A 14,211-nucleotide genomic window follows, 5' to 3' on the forward strand; every position below is an offset into this window, starting at 1 on the left:
CACCGGGCCCCGGCCTCAGAACCAGAAGCCGCCGGTCTTCACCCGCACCACCTGCGGGTCGTGGTCGCTCGCCTGGTCGGCGAACTCCGCGTTGATGTGGACCACGTCGTAGTCGAAGAGCCGGATCGCCGGGCTCGTCAGGATGTGGTCCAGGGTCTGCGAGTTGCCGTCGAAGACATAGCTGTACCGCTCGGATGCGGGCAGCGTCGTGATCAGCGGCTTGAGCACCTTGCCCTTGGTCAGCGCCGTGAACGTCGGGGAGAACTCGAAGTCGTTGAAGTCCCCGAGCGCCACCACCTGCGCCGACTTGTCCGCCTTCAGCAGCGAGGTGACGAAGGCGTTCACCTCGGCGGCCTGCTGGATGCGCTTGGCCTCCGACGAGCGGTTCGGCTCCTGGAAGCGGCCGTGCAGCGGCTGGTCCCCGCCCTTGGAGCCGAAGTGGTTGCCGATGACGAAGACCGGCTTGCCCCGGAAGGTGAACTCGCCCACCAGCGGCTTGCGGCTGGCCTCCCACGCCGGGCTCGCCGGGTTGATCCGGCCGGGCGATGCGGAGAGCCTGACGCCCTTCCAGGTCTTCACCGCCTGGACCGCGGTGGTGGCGTCGCCGCCCGGCCGGTCGGCGAAGGAGACCCGCTTGGCGTTGTAGAGGAAGACGTTGCGGATGTTGCCGCCGGGCTCGCCGCCGTCCTTGTTGTTCTCGGGGGCGATGTAGCGCCAGGCGTAGCGCGGGCCGCCCTTCGCGACGATCGCGTCCGTGAACCGCTTCAGCGTCGCCTCGGAGCCCACCGTGCCGTCGTTGACCGGCCCGTTGTCGTCCTGGATCTCCTCCAGCGAGACGATGTCGGGGGAGGAGAGGTTCTTCGCGATGCCCTCGGCCAGCGTGTCGAACTTGTCCTGCGGGTCGAGGGCGTCCAGGTTCTCCACGTTGTACGTGGCGACCGCCAGCTCGTCCCTCTTCTGCTTGCGGGTCACCTCGCGCCGCAGCTTCTTGTCGACGTGCGTGCCCAGCTCGGTGGCCTGGAGGTTGTAGCCGCCGTAGGAGGCGTAGTCGAGTACGCCGGTGGTGCGGCCCTTGATCACGTCACCCACGTTCGCCGTGGGGACCGGCTGCGCCGGGTCCAGCGACATCACCTTGAGGCGGCCGGTGTTCTGGTCCTCGTACGAGGCGTAGAGCGTGCCGCCGCGCCGGGTCGGGTTCTCCTTCGGCTTGACCGTCACCCAGATCTCGTCGTACGCCGTCGTCGCCCCGGTCACGCGGGTGTCGGCGATCTGGACGCGGACGCCCTCCAGCGACTCGTACAGGTCCAGGGCGTAGCGCTTGGGCTCCAGGGGCAGCGCGTCGATGGAGCCGCCGCCCGCCGAGGGCACGTAACGGCCGGGCACCGAGCGGGCGTCGAGGACGACCGGCGCGGGCAGCGCGTTGCCGGAGGAGAGCACGGTGGTGCGGGGCGCGGTGATCTGGGTGACCGACTGGGTGCCGGTGCCGGGGTAGTACTCGCCCACCTTGCCGCTCACCAGGACCGAGTCCCCGACCTGTACGGCCGGTGCGGCGGAGCCGGTGTAGACGAACAGGCCCTCGCTGGTGCGCGGGTCGCCGTCGGGCGCGGTGTCCTGGATCCAGAAGCCGCGCGAACCCGAGGTCCGTACGCCGGTGACGACGCCCGGCACGCCGGTGACCGCCGTGCCGTCCAGCGGGGAGACACGGGTGGTGCCCTGGATGTCGTGGATGCGCACGGTGCCGGGCTCGGTCGGGCCGGGCTCCTCCGGCTCCTGGCCGCCGCCGGACGTCTCACCCGCCGTGTTGACGGGGGTCGGGGCGCCGGCGGAGAAGTCGGCCGCGTTGTCGTCGGTGTCGGCGAGCGAGGCGGCCCGGGAGACGGAGGCGGTGGCCGAGGGGGTGGGGGCCGGGCCGCTGCCCTCCCGGACGACGGCGGAGCCGTAGCCGACCAGGTCCACGATCCGGGGCTCGGCCGCGCAGTCCGCCGCCGTCTTGCAGGTGAGCGGCGTGGTGCCGGAGACCAGCGCCACGGTGCCGCTCCCGGCGGCCATGGCGACGGTGCCGGTCGCGTCCGGGGTGGGCAGGGCGACGGTGCCGCCGGTGCCCGCGGCCTGGGCGATGAGGTAGCGGCCGCCGGGGGCGATCGCACCCGTGAGCGCGGAGACCTGCCACTGCGAACCGGCCGACGGAGCGCCCGGCAGGTACTGCACGCTGAAGCCGCCGACCTCGAACGGGGTGGAGCCGGCGTTGGCCAGCTCCACGAAGTCCCGGGTCAGCGTGGCGCCGGAGTTGCCCCCGCCGCCGTACACCTCGGAGATCACGGCGGTGGTGGACGGGGCCGCCTGGGCGGCGGGCAGGGCGGTCACCGCGAGCGTGACGGCGACGGCGCCGGTCAGCAGGACGGAACCGGATCTGGATATCTGCACGGGAGGTGCCCCCAACGTAGGTCTGAGGGCCAAAAACTATGCGCGTAGATGGGACATGACAAGGCGTTGGAGGTTAATTCCCCGCATCGTGCGGATGAGCGCCCGGTGCGGCGCGGTGGGGGGTGCATCCGCACCGGACGCGGTACAGGGGGCCGCCCCGGCCCTGTCGGCGGCGGGCGGGGCGGCTCCGGCTCACTGGCGGATGCGCTCGCGGATCCAGACCCCGGCCTCCTTGAGGACCCCGGTCCCGGTCCAGTTGGAGCCGTTGCAGGTGCCGGTCTTGAAGACGGCACCGGAGCGGTGGTCGTCGGAGTAGTTCCAGTTGGTCCAGGAGATCTTCTTGCGCTTCATCAGGTCGAGGTAGCGCTGCGACATCGCGAAGTCGTTCGCGCCCTCACCCGCGTAGTTCTGCGTCCCGAACTCCGTGACGAAGACGGGGAGTCTGTCGGAGGCCCGGTCCAGGGAGTTCAGGTACTCCTCGCGGTGCGACGCGGCGTAGAAGTGGAAGGTGTACATGATGTTCGAGGCGCGGACCGGGTTGTTCACCACCTCCGACTCGTTCGAGCCCTCCGAGACCCCGAACGAGGACCAGGCGCGCGTCCCGACCAGGACCACCGCGTCGGGGTCCTGCGCCCGGATCACCGGGATGATCTGCTCGGAGTACGACTTGATCGCCGACCAGCTCACCCCCGAGGGCTCGTTGGCGATCTCGTAGAGCACGCCCGGGTGGTCCTTGTACTTCTTCGCCATCGCGGTGAAGAAGGTCTTGGCCCGAGCGAGGTTCGCGTTCGGGTCGCCCGGGGTGAGCATGTGCCAGTCGATGACCGCGTACATGCCGCGCGCGTGCGCCGCGTCGATGAACTTCTGCGCCCGGGCGGTGAACCCGGCCGGGTCGGTCTCGTACCCGCCCTCCTGTACGTAGGTGGAGACGCGCAGCACGTCGGCGCGCCAGTCGGTGGCCAGGGCGTTGAGCGAGCCGTCGGTGACGCACTGGGCGTACCACTGGGTGCCGTGGGTGCTCATGCCGTTGAGGGCGACCGCCTGGCCCGATGCGTTGCAGAGCTGGCGGCCGCAGACGCGGAGCTGGCCGTTGGCGGCGAGCGGTGTGGCGGCGGTGGGAGCGGCGGCGGGGGCCGGGGCGGCCCCGGCGCGGACGGGGGCCAGGAGCGCGGTGACCACGCCGAGCGCGGAGGCGGCGAGCAGGGCCTTCCGGGTGAATCTGCGCCGGCCTGCCGTGGGGGTGGGCCCGGTGGGGGGAGTGGGGCGCTGGTACATGGTGGTGCTCCCTTCGGATGGGGGTGGGAGACGCCATGGCGGCAGGACTGAAAGTAAAGCTTCCTTCCAATTGACGTCAACAGTGTTGGGAAACTTTCCTGTCTATTGAGGGGCAAGAGTGGAAGGGGCCCCGAAGAGCCCCTTGCTCCCTGCCTGTTGCCGTCGCCGCCCCGGCCCGCTCCTCAGCCCTGCGGCAGCGGGTACACCGCCAGCGAGAACGAGTGGCCCGCCGGATCCCCGTACACCCGGACATCGCGCGGACCGCTGTTGCTGTCACCGGTGTCGACGGGCCGCGCCCCGAGCGAGACCGCCTCGCGCTCGGCCTCGTCGATGTCGTCGCTGCTCACCAGGATCCGCAGGTGGGCCTGTTGGGAGTCCTCCGGCCGGGGCCAGCTCGGAGGTGCGTAGCCGTGGTCCCGGCGGATCGCCAGCCGGACGCCGTCGTTGCCGACGATCTCCACGAAGTCGGGGTCGGAGCCGATCCGTATCTCCGCATCCAGCAGACCGGCGTAGAACTCCGCCAGCTCCATGGGTTCGGCGCAGTCAAGGACGAGGACGCTCGTTTTCTCCACAGTCATGCGGGAACTGGTACCCCCGGCCGTCCCGGACACGCCGTGCCCCGGATGTCCGGATGAGGAAACACCCGGCCCGACCTAAGGTGCGAACCATGGCAGAGAGCGCGGCGCGACGCGGCCCGGGCGGACGCGACGCCGCCCCCGGCGAACCCGACCCCCGGCGGTGGAAGGCGCTGGCGGTCTGCCTGGTGGCCGGGTTCATGACCCTGCTGGACGTCTCCATCGTCAACGTGGCCCTCCCGTCCATCAGGGAAGGGCTGAACACCCCGGAGTCCGACCTCCAGTGGGTGCTCTCCGGCTACGCCCTCGCCTTCGGCCTCTTCCTGATCCCGTCGGGGCGCCTGGGCGACGCGCGCGGCCGACGGGCCGTCTTCATGGCGGGGCTCGCCCTCTTCACCCTGGCCTCCGCCGCCTGCGGAGCCGCCCAGTCCAGTACGTGGCTGGTCATCGCCCGGCTGGTCCAAGGCATCGCGGGCGGTCTGATCTCGCCGCAGATCTCCGCGCTGATCCAGCAGATGTTCTCCGGGCGCGAGCGCGGCCGCGCCTTCGGCATGTTCGGCACGGTCGTCGGGATCTCCACCGCCGTGGGCCCGCTGCTCGGCGGTCTGCTCATCCAGGCGGCGGGCCCCGACCACGGCTGGCGCTGGGTCTTCTACGTCAACCTCCCGCTCGGCGTCGTCTGCCTCCTGCTGGCCCGCCGCCTCCTCCCGGACACCCCCTCCGCGGGCCGGGTCCGGCCGCGCGACCTGGACCCGGTCGGCGTCCTGCTCCTGGGCGCCGGTGTGCTGGCCCTGCTGCTGCCGTTCGTCCAGGCCCAGCAGTGGCCCGGCAACGGCAAGTGGCTCCTGGTCGTGCTCGCCGCCGCGCTGCTCGGCGCCTTCGTCGCCTGGGAGGCGCGGTGCACGGGCGGCCCCACCCACCCGGTCCTCGACCTCTCGCTGTTCCGGCTGCGCTCGTACTGGCTGGGATGCCTGCTGATCCTGCTCTACTTCGCCGGGTTCACCTCGATCTTCTTCGTCACGACCCTCTACCTCCAGTCCGGGCTGGACTACTCCGCCCTCCAGGCCGGACTCGCCATCACCCCCTTCGCCCTCGGCTCGGGTGCCGCCGCGTCGATCGGCGGCCGGCTCGTCGGACGGTTCGGCCGCCCGCTGGTGGTGGCCGGGCTCACGATGGTCGCCCTCGGCCTCGCGGGCACCGCGCTCGCCGTCCACCTGGTCCCGGGCAGCGGGGCGGGCTGGGCGATGGCCGCACCCCTGCTCCTCGCCGGGCTCGGCAGCGGCCTGGTGATCGCCCCGAACCAGACGCTGACCCTGGCCGAGGTCCCCGTACACCGGGCCGGGAGCGCCGGAGGCACCCTCCAGACCGGGCAGCGGGTCGGCTCGGCGGTCGGGATCGCCGCCGTGGGCGCGGTGTTCTTCGCCCAGGTCGGCCCGGAGGGCTGGGCGGACGCCTACGACCACGGGCTGATCGTCTCGGTCGCCTTCGTACTGGCCGCACTGATCGTGGCGCTGGCCGATGTCGGAGCCGACCGGCGGGGCAGACGACGTGAAGAGAGCAACTCCACCGACCCATCGAGGAGCGCGGCATGAGCGACACAGCAGGCAAGAGCGACGGCAACACCTCCTACGGCCACAAGCCGTTCAAGAGGTCCCGCAGCCACTTCGCCGACCGCATCACCGCCGACGGCCGCGACGGCCGGCCCGTCGAGGCGGGCCGCTACCGGCTCGTCGTCAGCCGGGCCTGCCCCTGGGCCAGCCGCTCCCTGGTCTCCCGGCGCCTCCTCGGCCTGGAGGACGCCCTGCCCCTGGCCGTCACCGACCCCATCCAGGACGACCGCAGCTGGCGCTTCACCCTGGACCCCGGCGGCAAGGACCCGGTGCTCGGCATCCGCTATCTGAGCGAGGCGTACGACGCCCGGGAGCACGACTACCCCGGCGGCGTCAGCGTCCCCGCGATCGTCGACGTACCGAGCGGACAGCTGGTCACCAACGACTACCAGCAGATCACCCTCGACCTCGCCACCGAGTGGACCGCCCTGCACCGCCCCGGCGCCCCCGACCTCTACCCCGAGCCGCTGCGCGCGGAGATCGACGAGGTCATGGAGGGCATCTACCGGGACATCAACAACGGGGTCTACAAGGCCGGGTTCGCCAGCGGCCAGAAGGAGTACGACGAGGCGTACGAGGCCCTCTTCGCCCGCCTCGACCAGGTCTCCGCCCGCCTCGCCGACCGCCGCTACCTGGTCGGCGACACCATCACCGAGGCCGACATCCGCCTCTTCACCACCCTGGTCCGCTTCGACGCGGTCTACCACGGCCACTTCAAGTGCAACCGTACGAAGATCACCGAGGACCCCGTCCTGTGGGCGTACGTCCGCGACCTCTACCAGACCCCCGGCTTCGGGGACACGGTCGACTTCGACCACATCAAGCGCCACTACTACCAGGTGCACACGGGCATCAACCCGACCGGCATCGTCCCCCTCGGCCCCGACCTCTCCGGCTGGACCACCCCGCACCACCGCGAACAGCTCGGCGGCCGCCCGTTCGGCGACGGCACCCCGCCGGGGCCCGTACGGGAGGACGAGCGGGTCACCCCGGCCGACCAGGTCTGATCCGCGGCCCTCTCAGCGCACCCGGGGCGGTGGCGGCTGCGGGCCGAGCGTGTCGGTCGCCAGGGACGAGCGGGCCAGCACCACACAGCCCGCACCGATCAGCCCCAGCCCGGCCAGCTCGGGCAGCAGCCACCAGCCGGTGCGCAGCTGCTCCTCGAAGAGCGTCACCCCGTACAGGATGCTGATCAGCGCGTCCCCGAGCGTCAGCATCGGCTGGACCGCCACCAGGCTGCCCGCCTGGAGGGCGTTCTGGAGCAGGAAGAGGGCGCCGACCCCGGCGGCCGCCGTCGCGTAGAGCTGCCAGGACGCCAGCAGCGCGACGGCCCCGCCGCCGGGGCCCAGGTGCGCCATCGCGTCCTTCATCAGCGCCGCCGTCAGCGCGTACCCGCAGGCGGCGGCCAGCCCCAGCAGCGCCGCCCGGGCGTTGCCCCGCACCCGCAGCGCGGCGACGATCAGCACCGCCTCGAACGCCCCGGTCAGCAGCAGCGTCGGGACCCAGTCCGCACCCCGCACGGCGTCGGTGCCGTCGACCGGCGCGGCCGACGCGAGCCCGATCGCCAGGCCGACGGTGACAGCGGCGACGCCGTACCAGACCGTGCGCGGCGCCCGGACCCGCATCATCCATCCGGCCAGCAGCAGCGTCGCGGGCAGTTCGATGACGAAGATCGGCTGGACCACCGAGATCGGCCCGGTCGCCAGCGCCACCGCCTGGCAGACGGCGGCCACGATCACCAGGAGGATCCCGGCCAGCCACACCTTCTGCCGCACCAGATGGCCGATGAGGGAGAGGTGCATCGCCTTGCTGTCGGGCACCTTCATCGCCGCCCGGCGCTGGAGCACCGAGGCGGAGCCGTTGCTCAGGGCGGTCAGGACGGCGAAGAGGACACTGATCACCGGTTCATCATGGGGCGGGCGGGGGAGGGGCGCGCGGGGCGTGGGGCCGGTGGGCGTAACCGCCGTACGCCCGTAGCGGGCGGTTGCGGACCGTACCTGTACTGCGAGCTCGCGGACCGCCCTGTACCTCGGAGCTTGCGGACCGTACCTGTCCGCATGCGCCGCTAGCGTACGGAGCATGGCCGCGAAGAAGCACCCCGCCGTCCTCTCCACCCGGGCGCTGAACCGGGCGACCCTGGACCGCCAGCTCCTGCTGCGCCGGTCCACGATGTCCGCCAAGGACGCGGTCGCCCATCTCGTCGGGCTCCAGGCGCAGAACACCAAGCCGCCGTACTTCCAGCTCTACTCACGGCTGGCCGGGTTCGACCCGCGCGAGCTGTCCGCCCTCATGGAGTCCCGTGAAGTGGTCCGGATCGTCACCCTCCGCTCCACCCTCCACACCCATACGGCGGAGGACGCCCTGACCCTGCGGCCGCTGGTGCAGGCGGCGCGCGACCGGGAGCTGAAGGCGTTCCGGCGCGGGCTGGCCGGGGTGGACCTGGACCGGCTCGCCGCCGTCAGCAGGGAGCTGGTGGAGGAGCGGCCCCGCCCGGTCAAGGAGCTGCGCGAGGAGCTGCTCGGCCACTGGCCCGACGCCGACCCGCTCGCGCTCACGGTGGCCGCCCGGTGTCTGCTGCCGCTGGTCCAGGTCACCCCGCGCGGGCTGTGGGAGCGGAGCGGGCAGGTGGCGCTGACCACGGCGGAGCACTGGCTCGGCCGGTCCTCCGAACCGGTCCCGGCGCCGGACGCCACTGTCCTGCGCTACCTCGACGCCTTCGGCCCCGCCTCGGTCAAGGACATGCAGCGCTGGGCGGGGCTGACCCGGCTGCGCGAGGTCTTCGACCGGCTGCGGCCCCGGCTCCGCACCTTCCGCGACGAGAACGGCACCGAACTCTTCGATCTCCCCGACGCCCCGCGCCCCGACCCGGACACCCCGGCCCCGCCGCGCTTCCTGCCCGAGTTCGACAACGTGCTCCTGGGCCACGACGACCGCTCGCGCGTGATCGCGGAGGTGAACAAGGGCCGCAACGGGGTGGGCAACCAGGCGTACGGGACCGTGCTGGTCGACGGGTTCTTCGAGGCCGTCTGGCGGGTCGAACGCGACGGGGACACGGCGGCGCTGACCGTGCAGCCGCTGCGCACCCTGCGGCGGGGCGAGCGCGCGGAGATCGGCGAGGAGGGGGAGCGGATGCTGTCGGTGATGACGGACGCGGCCTCGTACGACGTACGGTTCGGCACGTTCCTGGACTTCGGGGAGTGACGCCCCCCGGTTCTACGGCAGCAGCCCCGCCCGGCGCGCCGCCACCACCGCCTCCAGCCGGGTGTGCGCCCCCAGCTTGCGCATGGCCGAGCGCAGGTATCCCTTCACGGTCTCGGGGCGCAGTCCCAGCTGACGGGCGGCCGCCGCGTTCGTGGCGCCCGCCGCCACGCACGCCATGACGTCCACCTCGCGCGGGGCGAGCCGCACCTCCATGGCCGCCGCCGGGGCCCGCGCCCCGGACGCCGAGGCGAGGCGCCCGCAGACGGCCAGCAGCTCGTCGCGGAGCGCCGGGTCGACCACCCTCGGCACCAGCGCGCGCAGCTCCCGATGGGCCTCGCGCACGTCCTCCCACGCGCCCGGAGCCGTACCGGGACCGGCCGCCACCTGCTCCCGGGTCAGGGCCAGCAGCTCCCGGACCTCGTCGCGCACCGCGAGCGCCTGCTCCACGTCACGGGCCGCCGCCACCGCCGCGTCGAACGTGCGGTCCCCGAGGCTCACCGGCGTACGCAGCGCCCCGTACAGCACGCCCCGCACCGTCCGCCGTACGACGACGGGCACCGCGACCACCGAGCGCAGCCCCTCCGCCGCCACCGCCGTGTCGTACTCGTGGCTGATGTGGCGCGAGGCCGGGTAGTCCGTCACCGCGCAGGGCCGGGCCAGCGCGATGGCCTTGCCGCCGAGGCCGCTCCCGGCCGAGATGACCAGGCCCCGCAGCGCGCTGGTCTGCGCCCCGTTCAGCTCGGCGATCCGTGCGTGGCGGGCGTCCGACAGCAGCCCGCCGAACGCGACGGGCAGCCCGCTCGTGCGGCGCAGCCCCGCCAGCGCCGTCTGCATCTCGACCGCATCGACCGGTTCCGGCACTCCGACGCCTTCCCGCCCGGCCCGCGCCGACCCCCGTCCGGGGGAGCGGACCACCCCCATCCGGGGGTGGTGAGACCTGGGTCACTGTTTACATCATGTTAAGCGACCTGTCCGGTCCGCAATGAGGAGGGCACATGCCGGCAACGAGTGCGACGGAGACGTTCCGGGCCGCCCGGGACTTCCTGCTGGAGCACCGCGAGGAGTACGAGCGCGCCTACGCCGGATTCCGCTGGCCCCGGGCCGCCCACTTCAACTGGGCGCTGGACTGGTTCGACGTCATCGCCGAGGACAACGACCGCACCGCCCTGCACATCGTGGAGGAGGACGGCCGGCGTACCGAGGTCTCCTTCGCGGCCATGTCCGAGCGCTCCGACCGGGCCGCCAACTGGCTGAAGAAACAGGGGGTCCGGGAAGGCGACCGCATCCTCGTGATGCTCGGCAACCAGGTGGAGCTGTGGGAGACCGCGCTCGCCGCGATGAAGCTGCGCGCCGTGATCATCCCCGCCACCCCGCTGCTCGGCCCCGCCGACCTGCGCGACCGGGTGGAGCGCGGGCGGGTGCGCCATGTGCTGGTGCGGGACGCGGACACCGGGAAGTTCGACGAGGTGCCGGGCTCCTACACCAGGATCGCGGTGGGCGAGGAGGTGGCGGGCTGGCGGCCGTACGCCGAAGTGGCCGACGCCCCGGCCGACTTCACGCCCGACCGGGAGACGGACGCCGACGAGCCGCTGATGCTGTACTTCACCTCCGGCACCACCGCCCGGCCGAAGCTGGTCGAACACACCCATGTGTCCTACCCCGTCGGCCACTTGTCGACGATGTACTGGATCGGGCTGCGCCCCGGCGACGTCCACCTCAACATCTCCTCGCCCGGCTGGGCCAAGCACGCCTGGTCCAACCTCTTCGCCCCGTGGACCGCCGAGGCCACCGTCTTCATCTTCAACTACACCCGCTTCGACGCCTCCCGGCTGATGGCCGAGATGGACCGCTCGGGCATCACCAGCTTCTGCGCCCCGCCCACGGTCTGGCGCATGCTCATCCAGGCTGACCTGTCGCAGCTGAAGGTCCCGCCGCGCGAGGTCGTCGCGGCGGGGGAGCCGCTGAACCCCGAGGTCATCGAGACGGTCCGGCGCGAGTGGGGCGTCACCATCCGGGACGGTTTCGGCCAGACGGAGACCGCCGTCCAGGTCGCCAACACCCCCGGCCAGCTCCTCAAGTCCGGCTCCATGGGCCGGCCTTGCCCCGGCTTCACCGTCGTCCTGCTGGACCCGGTCACGGGTCAGCCGGGCGTGAGCGAGGGCGAGATCGCACTCGACCTCTCCGACCACCCCGTGGGCCTGATGACCGGCTACCACGGCGACCCGGACCGTACGGCCGAGGCGATGGCGGGCGGCTACTACCGCACGGGCGACATCGGGGCGCGCGACGAGGACGGCTACATCACCTACGTGGGGCGGAGCGACGACGTCTTCAAGTCATCCGACTACAAGATCTCGCCCTTCGAGCTGGAGAGCGCCCTCCTGGAACACGAAGCGGTCGCCGAGGCCGCCGTCGTGCCCGCCCCCGACCCGCTGCGGCTCTCCGTCCCGAAGGCGTACGTCGTGCTGGCCGAGGGCTGGGAGCCCGGCCCGGAGACGGCGAAGGTCCTCTTCGAGCACTCGCGGGCGGTCCTCGCCCCGTACAAACGCCTGCGCAGGCTGGAGTTCGCCGAACTGCCCAAGACCGTCTCCGGCAAGATCCGCCGCATCGAACTGCGGGAGCGCACCGCCCTGGGCGCCGGCACCGAGTTCGACGAGGGGGACCTGAAATGAGCACCTTGTCCTACGCGCACGGCACCGGCACCACCGCCCTGCTCGGCGACACCATCGGCCGCAACCTGGACCGGGCGATCGCCGCCCACGGGGACCGGGAGGCGCTGGTCGACGTCGTCTCCGGCCGCCGCTGGACGTACACGGAGCTCGGCGCCGACGTCGACGAACTGGCCCGCGCCCTGATGGCGTCGGGGGTGGAGAAGGGCGACCGGGTCGGCATCTGGGCGGTCAACTGCCCCGAGTGGGTGCTGATCCAGTACGCCACCGCCCGCATCGGTGCCGTCATGGTCACCATCAACCCCGCCTACCGCGCCCACGAGCTGGAGTTCGTCCTCAACCAGGCCGGCATCCGCCTGCTGGTCGCCTCCCTAGCCCACCGCACCAGCGACTACCGCGCCCTCATCGGCCAGGTCCGCGCCAACTGCCCCTCCCTGCGGGCCGTCCACTACATCGGCGACCCGTCCTGGACCGAACTGACCGCCACCGCCCCGGCCGTCAGCCCGGCCCAACTGGCGGCGCGCGAGGCCGAGCTGTCCTGCGACGACCCCATCAACATCCAGTACACCTCGGGCACCACCGGCTTCCCCAAGGGCGCCACCCTCTCCCACCACAACATCCTCAACAACGGCTATTTCGTGGGGGAGATGATCGCCTACACGGAGGCCGACCGGGTCTGTCTGCCGGTCCCCTTCTACCACTGCTTCGGCATGGTCATGGGCAACCTCGCCATCACCTCGCACGGCGCCTGCATCGTGATCCCGGGCCCGTCCTTCGAGCCCGCCGCCGTGCTGGCCGCCGTCCAGCAGGAGCGCTGCACCTCGCTCTACGGCGTGCCCACCATGTTCATCGCCGAGCTGAACCTGCCGGACTTCGCCTCGTACGACCTCTCCTCGCTCCGCACCGGGATCATGGCCGGATCACCCTGCCCGGTCGAGGTGATGAAGCGGGTGGTCGCCGAGATGCACATGGACGAGGTGTCCATCTGTTACGGCATGACGGAGACCTCGCCCGTCTCCACCCAGACCCGCCGCGACGACGACCTGGAGCGCCGCACCGGCACGGTGGGCCGCGCGCTGCCGCACATCGAGGTCAAGGTGGTCGACCCGGTGACCGGGGTGACCGTGGAGCGCGGCAGCGCGGGTGAACTCTGCACCCGGGGCTACAGCGTGATGCTCGGCTACTGGGACCAGCCCGACCGCACCGCCGAAGTCATCGACGCGGGCCGCTGGATGCACACCGGGGACCTCGCGGTGATGCGCGAGGACGGCTACCTCCAGGTCGTCGGCCGGATCAAGGACATGATCATCCGGGGCGGCGAGAACGTGTACCCGAGGGAGATCGAGGAGTTCCTGCACGGCCACCCGAAGATCGCCGACGTCCAGGTGGTCGGCGTGCCGGACGAGCGGTACGGGGAGGAGATCCTGGCCTGTGTCATCCCCCGGGACCCGGCCGATCCGCCGAGCCTGGAGGAGATCACCGCGTACTGCCGGGAGCGGCTCGCCCACTACAAGATCCCGCGCAGGCTGCGGGTCCTGGACGCCTTCCCGATGACGGTGAGCGGGAAGGTCCGCAAGATCGAGTTGCGCGAGACGTACGCCGGCTGAGGCCCCCGGCAGCCGCGACCGGGGACGACGGGGCGGCCGGCGTCCCGGTCAGGCGGCTTCGATGATGTCCGAGCCGTCCGACCGGGTCGCCGCCGCCCACTCGATGAGCAGCACCTCGTACGTCGCGGACTCGCAGGCGGACCAGTCCTGGCCCGCCCGGGAGTCGACGAGCGCGCGGATGGCCTCGTTCGCCCGGGCGGCGGACACGACGGCGGGCTGAGCGGTATGACGTGGAGTTAAATCCATGCCCTCAGCTTACGGGGCGCCACTGACAGCGACCGACGTCGACGCCGCTTCCGCCGCCGACGGCAGGTCGGGCGGCAGGTCGCGCCGCATGCAGACCCGGGGCCAGCGGTCCAGACCGTGCTGCGCCTCCTCCCCCCGGATCCTGCGCAGCCCCTCGGTCAGTTCCCCCTCGTGCGGCACCCGGAAGCCGATGCGCGCGTAGTACGGGGCGTTCCACGGCACATCGGTGAACGTCGTCAGGGTGAGCGCGGTGAGCCCCTGTCCGACGGCGAGTGCGGCGAGGTGGGAGATCAGGGTGCGGCCGATGCCCCGGCGGGCCGCCACCGGGTCCACCGAGATCTGTTCGATGTGCAGGGCCCCGTCGACGGGGTCGGCGATCGCATAGGCGAGCGGCCGGTCGCCGGTGGCGGAGAGGGGATCGGTGGCCACCCAGCACCGTCCGGCCCGCCGGTAGCTCTCCAGCAGGTCCAGAGGGGGCGGATCGTCGTCGGCCACGGATGTCATGCCGAGGGTGCGGAAGGGTTCCCCTGCGGCGCGCTCGATGTCCTGGAGAAGGCGGAGATCGGAGCGTCTGGCGGAGCGGATACGCATGTACTCAGTGTGC

Annotated in this window: 12 protein-coding genes; 5 read left to right on the forward strand and 7 right to left on the reverse strand. The window is 72.1% G+C overall.

All coding sequences use genetic code 11. The features are described from left to right. Positions 1-15 precede the first annotated feature (15 nt). The 3 genes from GTY67_RS29140 to GTY67_RS29150 form a co-directional block, all read right to left on the reverse strand. A complete protein-coding gene (locus tag GTY67_RS29140; protein WP_161280946.1) occupies positions 16-2,424 on the reverse strand; it encodes an endonuclease/exonuclease/phosphatase family protein in 2,409 nt (802 codons plus the stop codon). Positions 2,425-2,616: 192 nt separating this feature from the next. Next, positions 2,617-3,699: a glycoside hydrolase family 5 protein gene (locus tag GTY67_RS29145; RefSeq protein ID WP_161280948.1), complete on the reverse strand. Its 1,083-nt coding sequence runs from the start codon at positions 3,697-3,699 to the stop codon at positions 2,617-2,619. A 182-nt stretch (positions 3,700-3,881) separates the two neighbouring features. Beyond that, complete coding sequence (locus tag GTY67_RS29150) at positions 3,882-4,277, reverse strand: VOC family protein (RefSeq protein WP_093686548.1); 396 nt, start codon at positions 4,275-4,277, stop codon at positions 3,882-3,884. 89 nt (positions 4,278-4,366) lie between these two features. Here GTY67_RS29150 and GTY67_RS29155 point away from each other — a divergent pair, with 89 nt between their 5' ends. Both GTY67_RS29155 and GTY67_RS29160 read left to right on the forward strand, forming a co-directional pair. Continuing rightward, positions 4,367-5,866, forward strand: coding sequence for an MFS transporter (locus tag GTY67_RS29155; protein ID WP_093686549.1), 1,500 nt, complete (start codon positions 4,367-4,369; stop codon positions 5,864-5,866). Next, entirely contained in the window at positions 5,863-6,891 is a 1,029-nt protein-coding gene (locus tag GTY67_RS29160; protein WP_161280950.1) for a glutathione S-transferase C-terminal domain-containing protein, read from the forward strand. The genes GTY67_RS29155 and GTY67_RS29160 overlap by 4 nt, the downstream gene beginning before the upstream one ends. A gap of 12 nt (positions 6,892-6,903) precedes the next feature. Here the strand turns inward: GTY67_RS29160 and GTY67_RS29165 are convergent, their stop codons facing one another. After that, entirely contained in the window at positions 6,904-7,785 is an 882-nt protein-coding gene (locus GTY67_RS29165; RefSeq protein WP_161280952.1) for a DMT family transporter, read from the reverse strand. A 178-nt stretch (positions 7,786-7,963) separates the two neighbouring features. On the opposite strand from GTY67_RS29165, the gene GTY67_RS29170 reads away from it, so the two are divergent. After that, on the forward strand, positions 7,964-9,085 hold the full coding sequence (locus GTY67_RS29170) for a winged helix DNA-binding domain-containing protein (protein ID WP_161280953.1): 1,122 nt from the start codon (positions 7,964-7,966) through the stop codon (positions 9,083-9,085). A gap of 12 nt (positions 9,086-9,097) precedes the next feature. On the opposite strand, the gene GTY67_RS29175 is transcribed toward GTY67_RS29170, so the two are convergent. Further along, positions 9,098-9,946, reverse strand: a complete 849-nt coding sequence (locus GTY67_RS29175; protein WP_093686553.1) for a helix-turn-helix transcriptional regulator — start codon at positions 9,944-9,946, stop codon at positions 9,098-9,100. Between the two features lie 134 nt (positions 9,947-10,080). Here GTY67_RS29175 and GTY67_RS29180 point away from each other — a divergent pair, with 134 nt between their 5' ends. Next, positions 10,081-11,757: an AMP-binding protein gene (locus GTY67_RS29180; RefSeq protein ID WP_093686554.1), complete on the forward strand. Its 1,677-nt coding sequence runs from the start codon at positions 10,081-10,083 to the stop codon at positions 11,755-11,757. Then, positions 11,754-13,361 (forward strand): AMP-binding protein, encoded by a 1,608-nt coding sequence (locus GTY67_RS29185; RefSeq protein ID WP_161280955.1) that lies wholly within the window; start codon positions 11,754-11,756, stop codon positions 13,359-13,361. The genes GTY67_RS29180 and GTY67_RS29185 overlap by 4 nt, the downstream gene beginning before the upstream one ends. Positions 13,362-13,409: 48 nt before the next feature. Here the strand turns inward: GTY67_RS29185 and GTY67_RS29190 are convergent, their stop codons facing one another. Continuing rightward, positions 13,410-13,607 carry a hypothetical protein gene (locus GTY67_RS29190; RefSeq protein WP_093686556.1) on the reverse strand — a complete coding sequence of 66 codons (198 nt, stop codon included), beginning with the start codon at positions 13,605-13,607 and terminating at the stop codon, positions 13,410-13,412. A 9-nt stretch (positions 13,608-13,616) separates the two neighbouring features. Continuing rightward, positions 13,617-14,198, reverse strand: coding sequence for a GNAT family N-acetyltransferase (locus GTY67_RS29195; protein ID WP_161280957.1), 582 nt, complete (start codon positions 14,196-14,198; stop codon positions 13,617-13,619). Positions 14,199-14,211: the final 13 nt, after the last annotated feature.

The sequence above is a fragment of the Streptomyces sp. SID8374 genome (genome assembly GCF_009865135.1).
Lineage (GTDB): Bacteria > Actinomycetota > Actinomycetes > Streptomycetales > Streptomycetaceae > Streptomyces.

Bases quoted from the DNA above. Each gene is read 5' to 3' on its own strand.
- GTY67_RS29170 (WP_161280953.1), top strand. From the start codon at position 7,964: ATGGCCGCGAAGAAGCACCCCGCCGTCCTCTCCACCCGGGCGCTGAAC.
- GTY67_RS29195 (WP_161280957.1), bottom strand. From the start codon at position 14,198: ATGCGTATCCGCTCCGCCAGACGCTCCGATCTCCGCCTTCTCCAGGAC.
- GTY67_RS29190 (WP_093686556.1), bottom strand. From the start codon at position 13,607: ATGGATTTAACTCCACGTCATACCGCTCAGCCCGCCGTCGTGTCCGCC.
- GTY67_RS29145 (WP_161280948.1), bottom strand. From the start codon at position 3,699: ATGTACCAGCGCCCCACTCCCCCCACCGGGCCCACCCCCACGGCAGGC.
- GTY67_RS29155 (WP_093686549.1), top strand. From the start codon at position 4,367: ATGGCAGAGAGCGCGGCGCGACGCGGCCCGGGCGGACGCGACGCCGCC.
- GTY67_RS29185 (WP_161280955.1), top strand. From the start codon at position 11,754: ATGAGCACCTTGTCCTACGCGCACGGCACCGGCACCACCGCCCTGCTC.
- GTY67_RS29180 (WP_093686554.1), top strand. From the start codon at position 10,081: ATGCCGGCAACGAGTGCGACGGAGACGTTCCGGGCCGCCCGGGACTTC.
- GTY67_RS29150 (WP_093686548.1), bottom strand. From the start codon at position 4,277: ATGACTGTGGAGAAAACGAGCGTCCTCGTCCTTGACTGCGCCGAACCC.
- GTY67_RS29160 (WP_161280950.1), top strand. From the start codon at position 5,863: ATGAGCGACACAGCAGGCAAGAGCGACGGCAACACCTCCTACGGCCAC.